The 15,483-nt window shown below is 63.6% G+C and carries 15 protein-coding genes; 3 read left to right on the top strand and 12 right to left on the bottom strand.

The genetic code is table 11. From position 1 onward, the window contains the following. Window positions 1-96 precede the first annotated feature (96 nt). The 3 genes from BPSG_RS06560 to BPSG_RS06550 all read right to left on the bottom strand — a co-directional run bounded on the left by BPSG_RS06560 (window position 97) and on the right by BPSG_RS06550 (window position 3,728). Window positions 97-1,545: an MFS transporter gene (locus BPSG_RS06560; protein WP_026643902.1), complete on the bottom strand. Its 1,449-nt coding sequence runs from the start codon at window positions 1,543-1,545 to the stop codon at window positions 97-99. Between the two features lie 12 nt (window positions 1,546-1,557). Further along, window positions 1,558-2,514 (bottom strand): nucleoside hydrolase, encoded by a 957-nt coding sequence (locus tag BPSG_RS06555; protein ID WP_026643901.1) that lies wholly within the window; start codon window positions 2,512-2,514, stop codon window positions 1,558-1,560. A gap of 176 nt (window positions 2,515-2,690) precedes the next feature. Further along, complete coding sequence (locus tag BPSG_RS06550) at window positions 2,691-3,728, bottom strand: LacI family DNA-binding transcriptional regulator (RefSeq protein ID WP_026643900.1); 1,038 nt, start codon at window positions 3,726-3,728, stop codon at window positions 2,691-2,693. A gap of 113 nt (window positions 3,729-3,841) precedes the next feature. Here BPSG_RS06550 and trxB point away from each other — a divergent pair, with 113 nt between their 5' ends. Next, window positions 3,842-4,795 carry a thioredoxin-disulfide reductase gene (trxB, locus tag BPSG_RS06545; protein WP_026643899.1) on the top strand — a complete coding sequence of 318 codons (954 nt, stop codon included), beginning with the start codon at window positions 3,842-3,844 and terminating at the stop codon, window positions 4,793-4,795. An 18-nt stretch (window positions 4,796-4,813) separates the two neighbouring features. Here the strand turns inward: trxB and BPSG_RS06540 are convergent, their stop codons facing one another. From BPSG_RS06540 to rpmH, 9 genes are all read right to left on the bottom strand, one after another. Further along, entirely contained in the window at window positions 4,814-5,884 is a 1,071-nt protein-coding gene (locus BPSG_RS06540; RefSeq protein ID WP_033502325.1) for a YdcF family protein, read from the bottom strand. Between the two features lie 23 nt (window positions 5,885-5,907). After that, window positions 5,908-7,263 carry a ParB/RepB/Spo0J family partition protein gene (locus BPSG_RS06535; protein ID WP_026643897.1) on the bottom strand — a complete coding sequence of 452 codons (1,356 nt, stop codon included), beginning with the start codon at window positions 7,261-7,263 and terminating at the stop codon, window positions 5,908-5,910. Window positions 7,264-7,265: 2 nt separating this feature from the next. Continuing rightward, window positions 7,266-8,210: a ParA family protein gene (locus BPSG_RS06530; RefSeq protein ID WP_022857851.1), complete on the bottom strand. Its 945-nt coding sequence runs from the start codon at window positions 8,208-8,210 to the stop codon at window positions 7,266-7,268. 319 nt (window positions 8,211-8,529) lie between these two features. After that, window positions 8,530-9,264, bottom strand: a complete 735-nt coding sequence (gene rsmG, locus BPSG_RS06525; protein WP_026643895.1) for a 16S rRNA (guanine(527)-N(7))-methyltransferase RsmG — start codon at window positions 9,262-9,264, stop codon at window positions 8,530-8,532. A gap of 99 nt (window positions 9,265-9,363) precedes the next feature. Next, entirely contained in the window at window positions 9,364-9,909 is a 546-nt protein-coding gene (locus BPSG_RS06520) for a Jag family protein (RefSeq protein WP_026643894.1), read from the bottom strand. A gap of 196 nt (window positions 9,910-10,105) precedes the next feature. Beyond that, complete coding sequence (gene yidC / locus BPSG_RS06515; protein ID WP_026643893.1) at window positions 10,106-11,110, bottom strand: membrane protein insertase YidC; 1,005 nt, start codon at window positions 11,108-11,110, stop codon at window positions 10,106-10,108. Window positions 11,111-11,120: 10 nt separating this feature from the next. Then, the gene (gene yidD / locus BPSG_RS08480) at window positions 11,121-11,405 is read right to left on the bottom strand and encodes a membrane protein insertion efficiency factor YidD (protein WP_054321385.1); all 285 of its coding nucleotides are present in this window, start codon (window positions 11,403-11,405) and stop codon (window positions 11,121-11,123) included. 20 nt (window positions 11,406-11,425) lie between these two features. Further along, a complete protein-coding gene (rnpA, locus tag BPSG_RS06510) occupies window positions 11,426-11,800 on the bottom strand; it encodes a ribonuclease P protein component (protein WP_026643892.1) in 375 nt (124 codons plus the stop codon). A gap of 17 nt (window positions 11,801-11,817) precedes the next feature. Then, window positions 11,818-11,952, bottom strand: a complete 135-nt coding sequence (rpmH, locus tag BPSG_RS06505; RefSeq protein ID WP_026643891.1) for a 50S ribosomal protein L34 — start codon at window positions 11,950-11,952, stop codon at window positions 11,818-11,820. Window positions 11,953-12,280: 328 nt separating this feature from the next. Between rpmH and dnaA the strand changes: the two genes are divergently transcribed. Both dnaA and dnaN read left to right on the top strand, forming a co-directional pair. Then, entirely contained in the window at window positions 12,281-13,858 is a 1,578-nt protein-coding gene (gene dnaA, locus BPSG_RS06500) for a chromosomal replication initiator protein DnaA (protein WP_026643890.1), read from the top strand. 498 nt (window positions 13,859-14,356) lie between these two features. After that, window positions 14,357-15,481 carry a DNA polymerase III subunit beta gene (gene dnaN / locus BPSG_RS06495; RefSeq protein ID WP_026643889.1) on the top strand — a complete coding sequence of 375 codons (1,125 nt, stop codon included), beginning with the start codon at window positions 14,357-14,359 and terminating at the stop codon, window positions 15,479-15,481. Window positions 15,482-15,483 lie beyond the last annotated feature (2 nt).

Here is a 15,483-nt window from a genome sequence, read left to right as displayed (position 1 = left end):
TGGTGCGCGTCCTTTCGGGTGGCGGGTGAATAGGTGCAATGGTGCGGAAGACGAGTGGGCCCGCGCCGGCAGTGGGTACCGCGCGGGCCCGTGGGGTCAGGCTTCGACCGGGCCTGACTCGTGTTCTTCGGCCTTCGTCTCGCCTGCGTAGACCTTGCGGCGGATCAGCAGGAAGACCACGAGGCCGGCGGCGATCACGATGCCGCCGATGAGCAGCAGGTTGGCGTAGCCGGCGGACGAGCCGGAGGCGCCGGTGAACGAGGAGCCGGCGAGCGCCTGCGTGGTCATGAGTCCACCGAAGATGGCGATGCCGATCGAGGCGGTCACGTTCATCACGAGGTCGTTCATGCCCACACCACGGCCGGACTGGTCGACCGGCAGGGTGTCGAGCACGGTGGCCACGAGCGGCGAATATATGAGGCCGCAGCCGGCGTAGTAGACGCATGCGCACAGCGTGAGCACCCAGAATCCGGCGTTGACTGCGAATGCGGATCCGACGAACCCGGCGATCATGAGGCACGCGGCGATCACGATCGAGGCGGTCTGGCCGATACGGCCGACGATGGCGCCCGAGCTCGTGCCCATGACGGTGGCCACGACGAAGGCCCACACGATGTACGCGGAGACCTGGCCGGTGCTCATGCCGTACACGTCCGCACCGATCGCATTGAAGATCGGCGAGATGCAGTAGTTCGTGAAGTAGAACAGCAGGATCAGGCTGATCGCGAGGAGCCAACGCACGTTCTTGAAGAACGACGGCGTGATGAACGGGTTGCGGGCCTTGGCGATGTAGATGCCGAACGCGATGAACAGCACCGCGGCCACAATGAGCATCCACCAGCTCATGTACGAGAAGAAGAGCGTCAGGAACGCCACGGCCACACCGAAGACGGTGAAGCCGACCCAGTCGATGCGGTCGCCGCTCGTGCTATGGCCAGGCAGCCACTTCATCAGGAACGGCAGGAACACGATCGAGACGGCGGGGATCAGGAACAGGTACTGCCACGCCACCGAGCTGAGCAGGCCGGCGGCGAACACGCCGATGGCCGCGGAGAGCTGGTATCCGGCGGTGAACAGGCCGAAGAAAATCACCTTGAGGTGCGTGGCGAGGTACTTGGTGGCCATGACGAGGTACACCGAGCCGGCCACCTGGCCGCCGATCGTCTGCAACATGCGGGCGATGATGACGACCCACAGGCCACCGTTGATGAAGTACGAGGCCACAAAGCCGAAGACGGAGCCCACGAACAGCGTGAGCACGCCGAACACGACCATGCGGCGCAGTGAGACGAAATCGCTGAGCGACCCGTAGATGAACGAGACGATGCCGAGCACGATGCTCGGGATGGCGGTGATCAACGACGCCTGGTCGGCGGCGCCCACGTCGGCTCCGATTTGCACGAAGACGAGGTTGAACCCCTGCAGGCACAACGTGCCCATGATGAACGTGATGAGCAGCATGATGAGCGCCTTGACGGCGGTGCGGCTCGCGGTGCCCGGATCGGCATACGGGTCGATGGCACCCTTGGTGGTTGCGGTGGTCATCGTACTGTCCTTTCAGGCGGCGTTGGCGGCCAACGTGGAGATGCGGGTCATGAATTCGTCGAGGAAGCGCGGCACGTCGACACCGACGGCGGCGTCCATCGTCTTGACGGGGTCGTTGAGGCGGGTCTCGTCACCGATTGTGCGCCCGCGGGTGGGGCCCTCCACGTCCACCTTCATGTTGATCGGCAGCGTGGTCACGAGCGTCGGGTCGACGGCCACGCCCACGGCGAGCGGGTCGTGCAGGCCGCAGCCGCCCAGATGCGGGGCGGTCGTCTCGTAGGCCTTGATGTAGAAGTCGGTCATGTCGGCCAGGAATGCGCCCGCCGGGGTGCCCAGGTCGCGCCAGCGCTGCGTCTCCTTGTAGGTGAGCAGCGTCTGCAGCGTCACGTCGAGGCCCACCATAGTGGCGGGGATGCCCGAGCGGAACACGCGGTTGGCGGCGTCCGGGTCCTGCGAGATGTTCGCCTCGGTCCAGGCATTCACATTGCCGGGCACGGTGAGCGCGCCGCCCATCAGTACCACGCGTCCGATCTCATCGACGATTTCGGGGGCACGGGCGATCGCAGCGTCGAGGTTCGTCAGCGGGCCGGTCGGCACGTACACGAGGTCCTTGCCGTAGGTCTTCGCCGCATCGATGATGAAGTCCACCGCCGGGGTATCCTCCGCGTCGCGCGTGGAGTCCGCGATCACCGCTTCCCCGATGCCGTTCTGGCCGTGGATGAAGCTCGAGATCTCGAGCACCTGGAACGAATCCGTGGTGCTCGAGTGGTCAAGGCCGCGGTAGACCTTGACTTCGGGGTGGCCGAGCAGTTCGGTAATCGCGAGCGCGTTGCGCACGCCCTGCTCCATCAGCACATTGCCGTAGGTGCCGGTGATGCCAATGAGTTCCACTTCCGGACTGCCAAGCGCGTACGAGATGGCAAGCGCATCATCGACGCCGGTGTCCAGATCAAGAATCATCTTCTTCATGGGTCCGTTCCTTCCTCATTGAAGTGGATCCGGCGGAGCCGGTCCGAGTGATAAAACGTTTTATCACTGTGTTGACTTCATCATATCCCTTTCACGGGGCCCGTCAAAATCCGTCAGCTGTCAGCGTGTCGCACACCCCACCGGCACAGCCATGCGCTACACACGCCATACAAAGGTCAGCGCAGGTCGCGCACACTGCCTTTGTCCACAAGACACGGCGCAAGCACCCGGGTGCGCGGCTCGGCGAGCCACGGGTGGCCCTCGCCGGGCGCCCCGATGCGCGCCGAGAGCAGCTCCCATGCGGCGCGCGCAAGCTGTGCCACATCCTGCTCGACCGTTGTCACCTCGATCTGTATGCCGAAGCGTTCCATGATGTTGTCGTAGCCGATCACCGACATGTCCGCGGGCACGGAAAGCCCGCGTTCGCGCAGACCGCGCAGCAGGCCCATCGCCATCAGGTCGTTGCAGCAGAACACCGCCGTGGCGCCGTTGTCCACCATGGCGGCCGTGGCTGCGTACCCGCCGTCAAAGCGGTAGTCACCGGCCACGTCGAGCACCGATTCAAGCGGTTCGCCGGCCTGCTCGAGCACGTCGGCGAACCCGCGCCGACGGCGGTTGGCGCTGCCTTCGCGCCCATCGCCAGAAATGCACCCAATGCGCGTATGTCCGGCCTCAAGCAGTCTGCGCGCGGCCAGTGCACCGCCGAGCACATTGTCGAACCCCGCGCCGTCGCACCACTGTGCGGACACCAGACGGTCGATCAGCGTCACCGGGCACGGCACACGGCGCACGTCTTCGCGCAGTCCCACCTCGTCGGCGTATGATTCGCGCGCGGGGATCAGGAACAGGCCGTCCACACCGCGCGCCACCACATGCTGCAGCAGGTCGCGCTCCACCGCGCGCCGGTCGTTCGAATTCGCGATGACAAGCTCGTAGCCGGCCGCCTGGCATGATTCCTCGAGGCAGCGTGCGAGCGCGGCGAAGAACAGGTTCTCGATGTCGGGCACGATGAGCGCGATGAGCATCGTGCGCTTGGTGAGCAGGCTGCGCGCGTTCTGGTTGGGCACATACCGCAGCCGTTTGGCGGTTTCGAGGATCTGCGCGCGGGTCTCGTCGGAGACGCGCGCCAGCCGGTTGTTGAGCACAAGCGAGACGGTGGTGACCGAAACGCCCACTTCGTGCGCGATGTCGCGCAGGGTCGTGCGATGCGCCATGGCTCCTCCTTCCGCCGCGCGGTGTGTGCAGCCATACCCACATTATAGGGAACGGCGCATGAGCTATGAGTGGAACCGCGGAATACCCATGCCGATGCGCCTATTGTGGGAGCATGAGTGAAATTCGCGACGTCATCATCATCGGATCCGGCCCCGCCGGATACACCGCAGCCATCTACCTGGGGCGTGCAGGCCTCAAGCCGCTCGTCGTGGCGGGTGCGCTCACCCCGGGCGGCCAGCTCGTCAACACCACCGAAGTGGAGAACTTCCCCGGCTTCCCCGACGGCATCATGGGACCCGACCTCATGGAGAACATGCAGCGCCAGGCCGAACGCTTCAATGCCGAGATCGTGTTCGACGACGTCGAATCCACGCGGCTCGACGAGACGATCAAGACGGTCACCTGTTCGGGCGGCGATGTCTACCAGGCGCGCGCCGTGATCATCGCCACCGGCTCGTACTACCGGCACCTCGATGTGCCCGGCGAAGAGAAATACTCCGGCAAGGGCGTCTCGTTCTGCGCCACATGCGACGGCTTCTTCTTCCGCGGCAAGCCGATCGTCGTGGTCGGCGGCGGCGACTCCGCGATGGAGGAGGCCGGGTTCCTCAGCCGCTTCGGGTCGTCGGTCACGCTGCTGCACCGGCGCGACCAGTTCCGCGCCTCGCAGATCATGGTCGACCGCACGCTCGAGAACCCGGCGATCGACGTGATGATGAACACGGTGGTGGAGCGCATCAACGGCGACGGCAAGGGCGTCACCTCGGTGAGCATCCGCAACGTCGTCAGCGGGGAGACGGGCGAACTGCCCGCGAACGGCGTGTTCATCGCCGCCGGCCAGGTGCCGCAGACCGCCTTCCTTGGCGGCGCCCTCGAACTCGACGACCACGGGTACATCGTCGTCGAAGGCGCCTCCACGCGCACCAATGTGCCGGGCGTGTTCGCGGCCGGCGACTGCGCCGACCCGGTCTACCAGCAGGCGATCAGCGCCGCGGGCACCGGCTGCCGAGCCGCGCTCGACGTGCAGGCGTACCTCGAGTCGCTTGTGGCCGAGGCCGCGGAGGCGTAGGACACCCGCCGGCGTGGCTCAGCTCGCCGGCATGATCCACTGGATCACGCCGGCGAGTGCCGTGAGCCAGAGCGGCGTGAGCAGCACACACAGCACGACCATCTGCCGCTTGCGCGTCATGACGACGAACGCGATGAACTCGCGCAGCATCGCGTTGAGCGAGAAATACCATGTGGCCGCCGAGCCGTAGCCGACGGCGTCCATATGCAGCCGTTTGGAGATGAGCAGCGCGCGCAGCACGTGGTACCGTGTCGAGACGATTGCCGTCTTTCCGGTGGGGTCTGGGAACAGCCGCGCCGAGTATGCAAGGTTCTCCTCGGTGTTGCGCGAGCGTTCTTCCGCGATCGTCCGCGACGGGTCCGCCCCGTGCTCCAGCGCCCACGCCATCATCGCGCGCCCTTCGGGGATGTCTTCGCCGGGCCCTTGGCCGCCGGACAGAATGAGCACGGCGTGCGGGGCGTCATGCTGCAGCTGGATGCCTTTGCGGATGCGGTTGCCCAGCAGCGGCGGCACAGCCGTCCCGAAGATGCCCGAGCCCAGCACCACGATCTGCTTGAGTCCCTTCGGCTTGCCCAAGTGCACAAGATTGACGAACACCGACAGGCAGTAGATCGCGAGCTGCGCGGAGAAGAACAGCACACACGCGGACGCGAGCGCGAACAGCCACGTGACCACCGCATTGCGCACGAGCGACGCAAGATACGGGATGAGCGTCAGGTCCAACAGCACAAAGAGGCCGGCCGCAAGCGAAAGGCAATTGGCGGGCGACACACCCTCCCTGCGCAGCAGACGGCAGCCCTCCGCGGTCAGGAACACGCCCAGGAGCACAGGGAAGGCGACGATGACGGCGGCCGCAAGCAGCCCAATCCACAGCATCACCGTGCGAATCCACGGGCTTGGCACCAGGTCCATCGTGTCGACATAAAGGCACGCCGCGGTCACGCCGACCGTCATGATGAACACGAACAGCGCGAACCCCGACCACAGCGAGCGGCGGTCAAACCGCACGATGAGCGCGAGGAACGCAAGCGCGCACAGCTGCGGGACCCAGAGGAACACGTATGGCGGCGTCAGCCACGCGGAATGCATCAAGGCATGCCTCCAGCCGCCGCTTACTGCGGGTCGAGGAGGGCGATGATGCGGTCCATCTCCTCCGGCGACGAGAACACGATCTCGATGCGCCCATGCTGCTCGGAGCCCTTGATGGAGACTTTGGTGTCGAAGCGCTTCTCCAGATTGAGCTGAATCGGCGAACCAGCCCACGGATTGTGCTTGTTCGCCTTCGGTTTCTTCGGCTGGTCGGCAGTCTGCATCGAGACGATCTCCTCGACGCTGCGCACTGAAAGCCCCTCATCCACAATGCGCTGGGCGAGCTTCTCCATGTCCGCGTCGCTCGGCAGACCGAGCAGCGCGCGCGCATGGCCCGCCGAGATCTGCCCCGCCACCACGCGCTTCTGCACGCTCGCCGGCAGGTTCATCAGGCGCAGTGTATTGGCGATCTGCGGGCGTGACTTCGACACCGATTTCGCGAGCTGCAGCTGCGTGAGGCCGAACTCGTCGATCATCTGCTGGTACGCGGCCGCCTCTTCGAGCGGATTGAGCGCCACGCGGTGCAGATTCTCGAGCAGCGCGTCGCGCAGCATGTAGTCGTCCGCGGTCGTCTTGACGATCGCGGGGATCGTCGACAGTCCGGCGAGCTGCGACGCGCGCCAGCGGCGCTCGCCCATGATCAGCTCATATTCGCTGTCCATGCGGTCGGCGAAGCGGTCGCCGCCCTCCTGCTGCGGCTGGGCATGCGCCGCGCGGATCTGCTCCACCGGGCGTTTGCGCACCACGATCGGCTGCAGTACACCGACTTCCTTGATCGATTCGGCGAGTTCGCGCAGTTCGTCGTCGTTGAACACCGTGCGCGGCTGGTGCAGGTTCGGCCCGATCTGCGCGGTCTCGAGTTCCACAAGATAGCCGCCTTCGACCGGCTTGAGCCGCGGTTCGGCCGCCGGCTTCGCATCCACGCCCGCCTTCGGCGCAATCGGCGTGCCATCGAAGAACATGTCGCTCGGGTGGGCCATGTCGCCAATCGCCGGCATCGCGGCGCGCTTCGCGGACTTGGCTGCCGGCGTCTTGGCCTGCGGCTTGGCGGGCGCCTGCGCCACCGGCTTGTGCTCGGCGGCTTCCGGCTGCAGCGTCATCGGCGCCGCGAGCTTCGAGACGGTCTCCGCATGGCGCGTCATCTCACCCATCGACGGAATCGTCGATTCGAGGGGCGAGATCGGGCCTGCCGGCTTGTCGGCTTCGGCGGGCTGCGCCTTGCGTGCGCGCGTGGGCAGCGCGGCGGCCGCACGCTTGCGCGCCGGCTGTAGCGCGGGTGCCGCCGGTTCGGCTTCGGCGGCCGGCTTGGCCGGCTCTTCGCCCGGCAGTGACGGAAACAGCGCACCGAGCCCTCGGCCCAAACGTGATTTCGATGCCATAATCAGTTCTCGTTTCTCCTCGATGCAAGGGTTTCCAGGACCACCGTGGACCGGCTGTTGAGTTCGTACGCGGCTTCGCGGTACGAGACCGCGCCTTTGCCGCGTGGGTCGTACGAGATCACGCTCTGGCCGAAGCTCGGCGCCTCCGAGATCTTGACCGTGCGTGGAATCGTCGTGTCGAGCACGATGCTCGGGTAGTGCGTTTTGACTTCCTCGTACACTTCGCGGCTGAGCAGTGTGCGCCGGTCGAACATCGTCACGAGCATCGTGGAGACGAGCAGTTCCGGGTTGAAGTTCGACTGCACGAGGCCGATCGTGTTGATGAGCTGGCCCAGGCCCTCGAGCGCGTAGTATTCCGCCTGGATAGGGATGAGCATCTCGTTGACCGCGCACATCGCGTTGATCACGAGCAGGCCGAGGCTCGGCGGGCAGTCGACGAACACATAGTCGTAATGCACAGACGTCTGCTCCAGGAACGCGTCGAGCGCGTTGCGCATCAGGTTGTTGCGATCGGGCATGTCGGCGAGCTCAAGGTCGGCGCCGGAAAGGTCGATCGAGGCCGGCACCACCTGCAGCGTCTCGAATTCGGGGCATGTCTGCATCACGTCGGCGATCGTGGCGCGGCCTTCGATCACGTCATAGACGGACGGGTCGCCCGAGTTGTGCTTGGCGCCAAGCGCGGTGGAGGCGTTGCCCTGCGGATCCATGTCCACCACGAGCACGCGCATGCCGGCGAGGGCCAGCGCCGCCGCCACGTTCACCGCGGTGCTCGTCTTGCCCACGCCGCCCTTCTGGTTCGCCACGGCGATACGCCGTGTCTGGGCCGGCGGATCGAACACGGCTTCGTTGATGCGCTCGTAGCGCGCCGAAAGCCCGGCGATCTCCGAACCGACGCCGGAGGGGTCGTCGGAGAAGATGCGTGCGATGGTTTCGGTTGCGCTTTCCATGCCCGGGGTGTTCCCTTGCTGAGTCACGAAGACGGACCTCCTCTAAGTCGCAATACGTTACAGTCTCTTCATTCGTATGGACAGATTCACGGGTGTTTCACGGTTTCACACCGGTGTGGATCGGGTGTGGATAATTGTGGATGATGTGTGGATATACGGCGTGACCCGTATATTGCACGGTAGGTGAAATCATAATGATTTCAATGGATTGTGAGCACTTTAACTCCACCACCCACCGATTGTGGATAACTTTTTCGGCTACACAAAACCTGTGGATAACTCACGTGAAGCCATACCATTCACGCCACTGGCGCTCCACTCAGCGCTTATCGACGATCACCACTTGCGTCGATTCGAAGCCATCGGCAACCGGCGCGGTCACCACACGGGGTTTGATGCCGCCGAAGCGCTTGATCATCGGCTTCGCCTTGTCGATCTCGGCCTGCGCGGACCGGCCTTTGAGCGCCACAAGCGCGCCCTTCGGCTCCACGAGCGGCAACGCCCATCCGGCGAGCTTCGTCATCGGCGCCACTGCGCGGCATGTCACCACGGCGAACGGGTGCGTGACCGTCTGGTACAGGTCATCGGTCACCGCAACTTTGCCACGGCCCTGGCCGTTGTGCATGCGCAGCGAGGCGATCGCCTCTTCGGCGCGGCCACGCACGACCTTCACGTTGGCCAATTCCATGGCGTCCACGCATTCATTGAGCCATTCGATGCGCCGCTCCATCGGTTCGATCAAGGTGACCATGCGGTCGGCCAGCATCGCGGCAATCACAAGCCCCGGGAATCCCCCGCCACTGCCCAGGTCGGCCACGGTCTTGAATTGGCGGCCTTCGGTCTTTTCCACCACAAACGGCACAATCGCGGCGGAATTGAGCAGGTGGCGCTCCCAGATGATGCTCACGTCACGCGGGCCGATCAGACCACGCTCCTCGCCTTCGGCCTGCAGTTTCCCGTGAAACACCTCGATTTTCGGCAGCGCCTCACCGAACACGGCCTGCAACACAGGCGAATCGGCGAGCTGCTCGTCGGTATGGATCTCAACACTCATAACGCACCATCCTACCGCGCGGCGCACCACCGGCGCGCTCAACGGAGCAAGGCGCCCCGGCACAGATGCACCGGGGCGCCTTGCGTGAAACCGGAATTGTCAGTCCTCGACGATGTACTCCTCGTCGTCTTCGAACTCGTCGTCGTCCACGGCCTCGTGCTTGAGGTAGACGGTCACGTAACGCTTCGGTTCCTCGCCGTGCGAACGCGAACGCAGGCCCTCATCGCGCACCACGTCGTGGATGATCTTGCGCTCGAACGAGTTCATCGGCTTCAAATCCACCGGCTCGCCGGTCTCGCGCACGTCGTCGACCGCGTCGAGCGCCATGTCGCGCAGGATCTGGCGGCGGCGCTTCAAAAAGCCGTCCACGTCCACGATCAGGTGCGAACGTTCGCCGGTCTGCTGTTGCACGGCCAGGCGGCACAGCTGCTGGAGCGCGTCGACCACTTCGCCATTGCGGCCGATTAGGTGCTTGATGTCGGTGTCGTCGTCGGCCACGATCTGCACCATCGGGCGGTTGTTGCGCACGCCCATCTCGATGTCGCCTTCGTAATCGGCCACGTCGAGCAGACCCTCGAGGTAGTCGGCGGCAATGTCCGCCTCTTCATTGAGTTGTTCGATCGTCTTCTCGTCGTCCTGCACCATAGCTGCTCCTTCGTTCATAGCCCGGGCATGGGGCCTTCAGGCGCGCCCGGGGCGATGTGCGCGGGCGCCCGTACTTACACAGGTCGTTCCCAAGTGTAAAACAACGGTATGGAACAACACGCACCGGTATCGAAAATCCCCGCACCCATCGAGTGACGTGTGCGGGGATATGCATGGATTCGCAGTGGCGCGGCGCTTACTTCTTGCGGCGGTTCTTGCGCTGCGGCTGCTGGCGCTGGTGGCCCTGCGAGGCCTTGCGCTCGGCCTCCTGCTTGGCTTCGATGAGCTTCTCCTCCTCGATCGACGGCAGGCCCTTGGCGGCGCGGCGCTTGTTCTCGTTGTCGTGGTCGCGCTTCTCCTTGTCCTCCGCGGCCGGCGAGCCCGGGGTCGGGAACTCGTGCAGCTGCCAGAACGAGCGCAGCAGGTTGCAGATGTTGTTGGCGAGCCAGTAGACGAGCACGGCGAACGGCATGGCCACACCAGAGAAGATGTACATGACCGGGAACACCCACAGCATCATCTTCTGCATGCGTTCGGTCTGCTTGTTCATCGAGGCGGGCGCGGTGTTGCGGCGCATCGTGTTCCACTGCATGTACCACAGGCACGCACACATGGCGAACACGAAGATGCCGATGACGATCTTGCCGCTTGTGCCGGCAGTGGTGAACGTGTCGGAGACCTTGGTGCCGAAGAACGTGGTTGAGGAGAACTCCTGCGCGGTGGCCACGTCAAAGGCGCCCAGTGGCGCACGCTTGCCGCGCGCGATGTACGGAATGGCCGAAAGCACGTAGAACATGCACATGAAGACCGGGCCCTGGATGAGCATCGGAAGGCACGACCCCGCCGGGTTGGCGTTGTTGTCCTTGTAGAGCTTCATCATCTCGCGCTGCATCGCCTCTTTGCTCGCGGGATCGTTCTTGCCCTTGTACTTGTTCTGGATCTTCATCATCTTCGGCTGGATCGCCTGCATGCCGCGCATCGATTTCATCTGCTTGTAGAACAGCGGGAAGACGCAGGCCTGCACCACGATCACGAGGAAGATGATCGAGAGCACCCAGGAAAGGCCCACGGCCGGCATGCCGATGAGCGTGAGCAGTTTGTGGAACCAGTACATGACCTGCGTCATGAGCCACTCCACCGGGGTCAGCAGCTTGTACAGCCACCCCCAGAATCCGCTATCCAAAAGAAAATTATCCGACATATCTGGCCGTTCACTCCTTCTCGTCGTGAGGCAATGGGGTCAGTCGCGGCTCTTCGTGCGCGCGTGACCAGGAAAATCTGTAGAACAATGAGAACCGCTGCGGCACGTCATCGATGCCGCCCGCACTCCACGGACGGCAGCGCAGCAGGCGCAGTGCGGCGAGCAGACCACCGCGGAACGCCCCGTACCGGCCGATGGCCTGGAGCGCGTAGTTGGAACATGAGGGGTAATAACGACATGAGGGCGGGGTATTCGCCGAAATCCGCCGTTGGTACCAGCGGATGCAGCGAATCATCACCTGCCCTGCATGTAATGTCACGATTGGCCTGCCGACTGATCCGTCTTCGTATGCACCGCGCGGAACAGCTGCGCCATCTGCGCGTCGAGTGACGCGAACTGCGCGCCCGCCGCACTCGGCTTGGCGCGCAATACGATGTCGCATTGCCCGGGCAGCTCATGTTCGTACCGCCGGGCGAGCACGCGAAAGCGGCGTTTGACCGCGTTGCGCGTGACCGCGTTGCCCACTGCCTTGGAAACGGCCAGGCCGACGCGCACATCCGACCCCACGTTGCCGTGGGCGCGCTCATCTGCGGCGCGCATGCGGTAATGCAACACGATGTCGCGGCTTGACACGCGGCGGCGATGGCGCAGGACGGCTACGAATTCGCGGTGGCTCTTGAGCCGTTCCACTTCGCCGTCAGATGGAATCAGGCGGAGAGGGTCTTGCGGCCCTTGGAACGACGACGATTGATGATGGCGCGGCCGGCGCGGGTGCGCATGCGGGCGCGGAAGCCGTGCTTCATGTGACGGCGGCGGTTGTTCGGCTGGAAGGTCCTCTTCATGGTTGATGCTCCCGTTAAAACGTACGCGCCATGTTTCACGCATGGCGCTTCTTGACACAATCCCTACTAATCTACCGATACCCCTACCCCGCGGGGAGGGCGGCTCCAAGTCAGCCTACGGCACAGCCTCAACCGCGGTGGATACGTGGGGCGGAAAATCCACAGAATCGTTGCAATCTATGGGGAAACTCACGGGGACTTATCCACAAACTACACCAATGTTATTCACAAATCCAGTGTTTTCAACACGCAAGCATGTGGATAACTTCCTTCAGTCGGAGTAAACATATGCTGTTAGGTTTTTTCTGATGACAGTGGAGATGCAGCTATGAGCGGAGACAATCTCGATCCGGGCACCCAATCAGCCCTGATCTGGTCGAACGCGCTTACCCTTCTACGCGGCAACGCGACACTGTCCGCCCGGCAGAAGGGGTGGTTCGAAGGCGTGCTGCCCGAGGCGATCTACGGCACCACGATCATTTTGGCCGTGGAGAACAACGAAACCCAGCGCATGCTGCAGACCGACCTCAACTCCGTGCTGCTGCAGGCGCTCAAGGTGGCCAACGGCGGCATCGAACTGTTCCCCGCGTTCAAGATCCTGCAGTCTTCCACGCGCGCCACGCCGCCCGGGGCGCAGGTCGAGGCCGAACGCGCGCCGAGCCGTGCGAAACCGGCCGCGGCCGAAGCGGCGCCGCGCGGGTCCGCCGCCCCGGCCAAGCCCGCCACGCATTACGACGAGGCCGTGGTACAGACCTTCGAAGACATCATGCCCGGCACGAACTTCGACATGCCCGCATCCACCGGCTCGTTCCCGCAGGTGCCGATGAAGGACCGCCAGCGCAAGCCGTCACTCGACCCGGAGACGCACCTCAACCGCAACGACACGTTCGACACCTTCGTGCCCGGCGATTCGAACCGCTTCGCGCGCACCGTGGCGCTCGCCGTGGCGGAAGGCTCGGGGCAGGATTTCAACCCCCTGTGTATCTACGGTGGGTCGGGTCTGGGCAAGACCCATCTGCTCAACGCGATCGGCAATTACGCGCTGCTCAAGCAGCCCGGTACGCGCGTGCGCTACGTGACGAGTGAGGAATTCACGAACGAGTTCATCGACTCGCTGCGCGCCGACAAGGCGAGTGGGGAAAGCCGCATCAACGAGTTCAACCGCAAATACCGCGAGATCGACGTGCTGCTCATCGACGACATCCAGTTCCTGGGAGACAAGGAGTCGACGCTCGAGCAGTTCTTCCACACGTTCAACTCGCTCTACCAGAACAACAAGCGCATCGTCATCGCGTCCGACGTGCCGCCGAAGAACCTCAAGGGCTTCGAAGCACGACTCATCTCTCGCTTCGAGCAGGGTCTGACCGTCGACGTCAAGCCGCCGGACCTCGAGACGCGCATCGCGATCCTGCGCATGCTCGTCTCCACGAACGGCACGTATGTGCCGAACGACGTGCTCGACCTGATCGCCGAGCGGTTCACCGACAACATCCGCGAGCTCGAAGGCGCGCTGAACCGTGTGACGGCGCTCGCCTCGCTCAACAACCAGCCGGTCACGCGCATCCTCGCCGAGCAGACGCTGCAGGATTTCTTCTCGACCGACATCGAGCTCAAGCCGACCGACATCATCGGCCGTGTGGCGAAGTATTTCCACCTCACGTTCGACGACCTCGTGGGCCCCACCCGAACCAAGAACGTGACGATCGCCCGACAGATCGCCATGTACCTGACGCGCGACCTGACAAGCATGAGCCTCGTGAACATCGGCCAGGTGTTCGGCGGGCGCGATCACACCACGGTCATGCACAACTGCAAGACCATCTCGGAAGGCATGAAAGACAACCCGCAGATCTACACATACGTCACCGAGCTGACGCTGCAGCTGCGCCAGCGCATCAGCGAATAGCGCAGGCCGGGCGTATACTGGACGATTTGTGTGCCCATCCACAGTTCGCCGTGGACGCACCGCCGGCGCGACACACCGGCGGGTGTGTTCCGGCGAAAAAAGTTATCCACATGGTTATGCACATATGTGGGTAACTTCAGGGGATAACCCGTGGAAAACTGCCCAAATCGCGTGGATGCGCCGTGGATGAATCCACAAAAAATGTGGATAAACCGACCGCCTTCTTGCAATGGTGGATAACTCGGCTATTTATCCACATTATCCGCAGCGGTTATCCACATATGCAAGTTGTCCACAATCCCCATGGTGGAAAGGCTTTCGCAGGTTATCCACAAATCCACAGCCGTTATTATTACGATTATTCCTTACCCACTTCAATCTCATCACCATCTTCATAACTCCGCGCGGCAATCCACACCAAGCAGTGGGAGAACAACCGCGAAGACTCGCTAGAATGAACTTCAGACAGCACCGCCAACCACCAATGCAGGGAGCAGCATGAAAGTCGAAGTCAATTCCACCTCATTCGCAGACGCCGTAGCATGGACCACCAGTGTGCTCAATGCACGCCCCACCAATCCAATCCTTTCCGGCGTGAAATTGGAAGCAACGGAGGGAACGCTGCGTCTTTCGGCGTTCACCTATGAGATTTCCGCCCGCGACCATGTGGAGGCCGGTGTGGATGAGGAAGGCACCGTGGTGGTACCGGGCAAACTGCTCGCCGACATCAGCAAGTCGCTGCCTTCCGAAAAAGCCTACATGCAGACCAACGGATCCACGCTACAAATCACCTCGGGCAAGTCTACGTTCACGTTGCAGCTCATGCCCGAAACCGAATACCCGGATCTGCCGCAGCTGCCCCCGCAGCTCGGCCAAGTGGACGCGCAGACCTTCACGCAGTCGGTGAACCAAGCCGCCGTGGCAGTGGCGCGCGACGAAAGCCGCCCGGTACTCACCGGCATCCAGATGCGCTTCGAAGGCGACTCGGTCACCATGTCTTCAACCGACCGCTTCCGCCTCTCGCGCTCCACGTTCCAGTGGACGCCGCAGAGCGACGACCTGAACACGATCGCGCTCGTCGGCGGCTCGCACCTGCGCGACATCTCCCGTTCCATCGACGAGCACCAGAACGTGATCGTCTACCTGGACCCGCAGAACCCCTCGCTCCTCGGCATCGAAAACGCCGGCCGCATCTCCACCGTGCAGCTCATCGACGGCGAATTCCCCAACGTGGACAAGCTGTATGCCGACTCCTACCCCATCCACGTCGTCATCAACAAGCAGGCGCTGCTCGACGCGATCAAGCGCGTCTCGCTCGTAGCCGAACGCAACGCCCCCATCCGCATGGTGTTCGCCGGCCAGGAGCTCACGCTCTCGGCCGGCGCCGCCGACGAAGCCTCCGCGAACGAAATCCTCGACGTGGACCTCGACGGCGAAGACATCACCGTGGCGTTCAACCCGAACTACCTGCGCGAAGGCCTGAGCGCCATCGCCGAACCGTTCGTACGCATGAAAATGACGACGGCGATCAAGCCGGTCGAATTCAACGGCCAGCAGGAGGCCGATTCCGAGGAATCGCTCGCCTACCGCTACCTGCTCGTGCCGATGCGCTTCGGCAACTGACG

This window comes from Bifidobacterium pseudolongum subsp. globosum (assembly GCF_000741295.1).
Lineage (GTDB): Bacteria > Actinomycetota > Actinomycetes > Actinomycetales > Bifidobacteriaceae > Bifidobacterium > Bifidobacterium globosum.
This window is presented reverse-complemented; position numbering and strand designations above follow the sequence as displayed.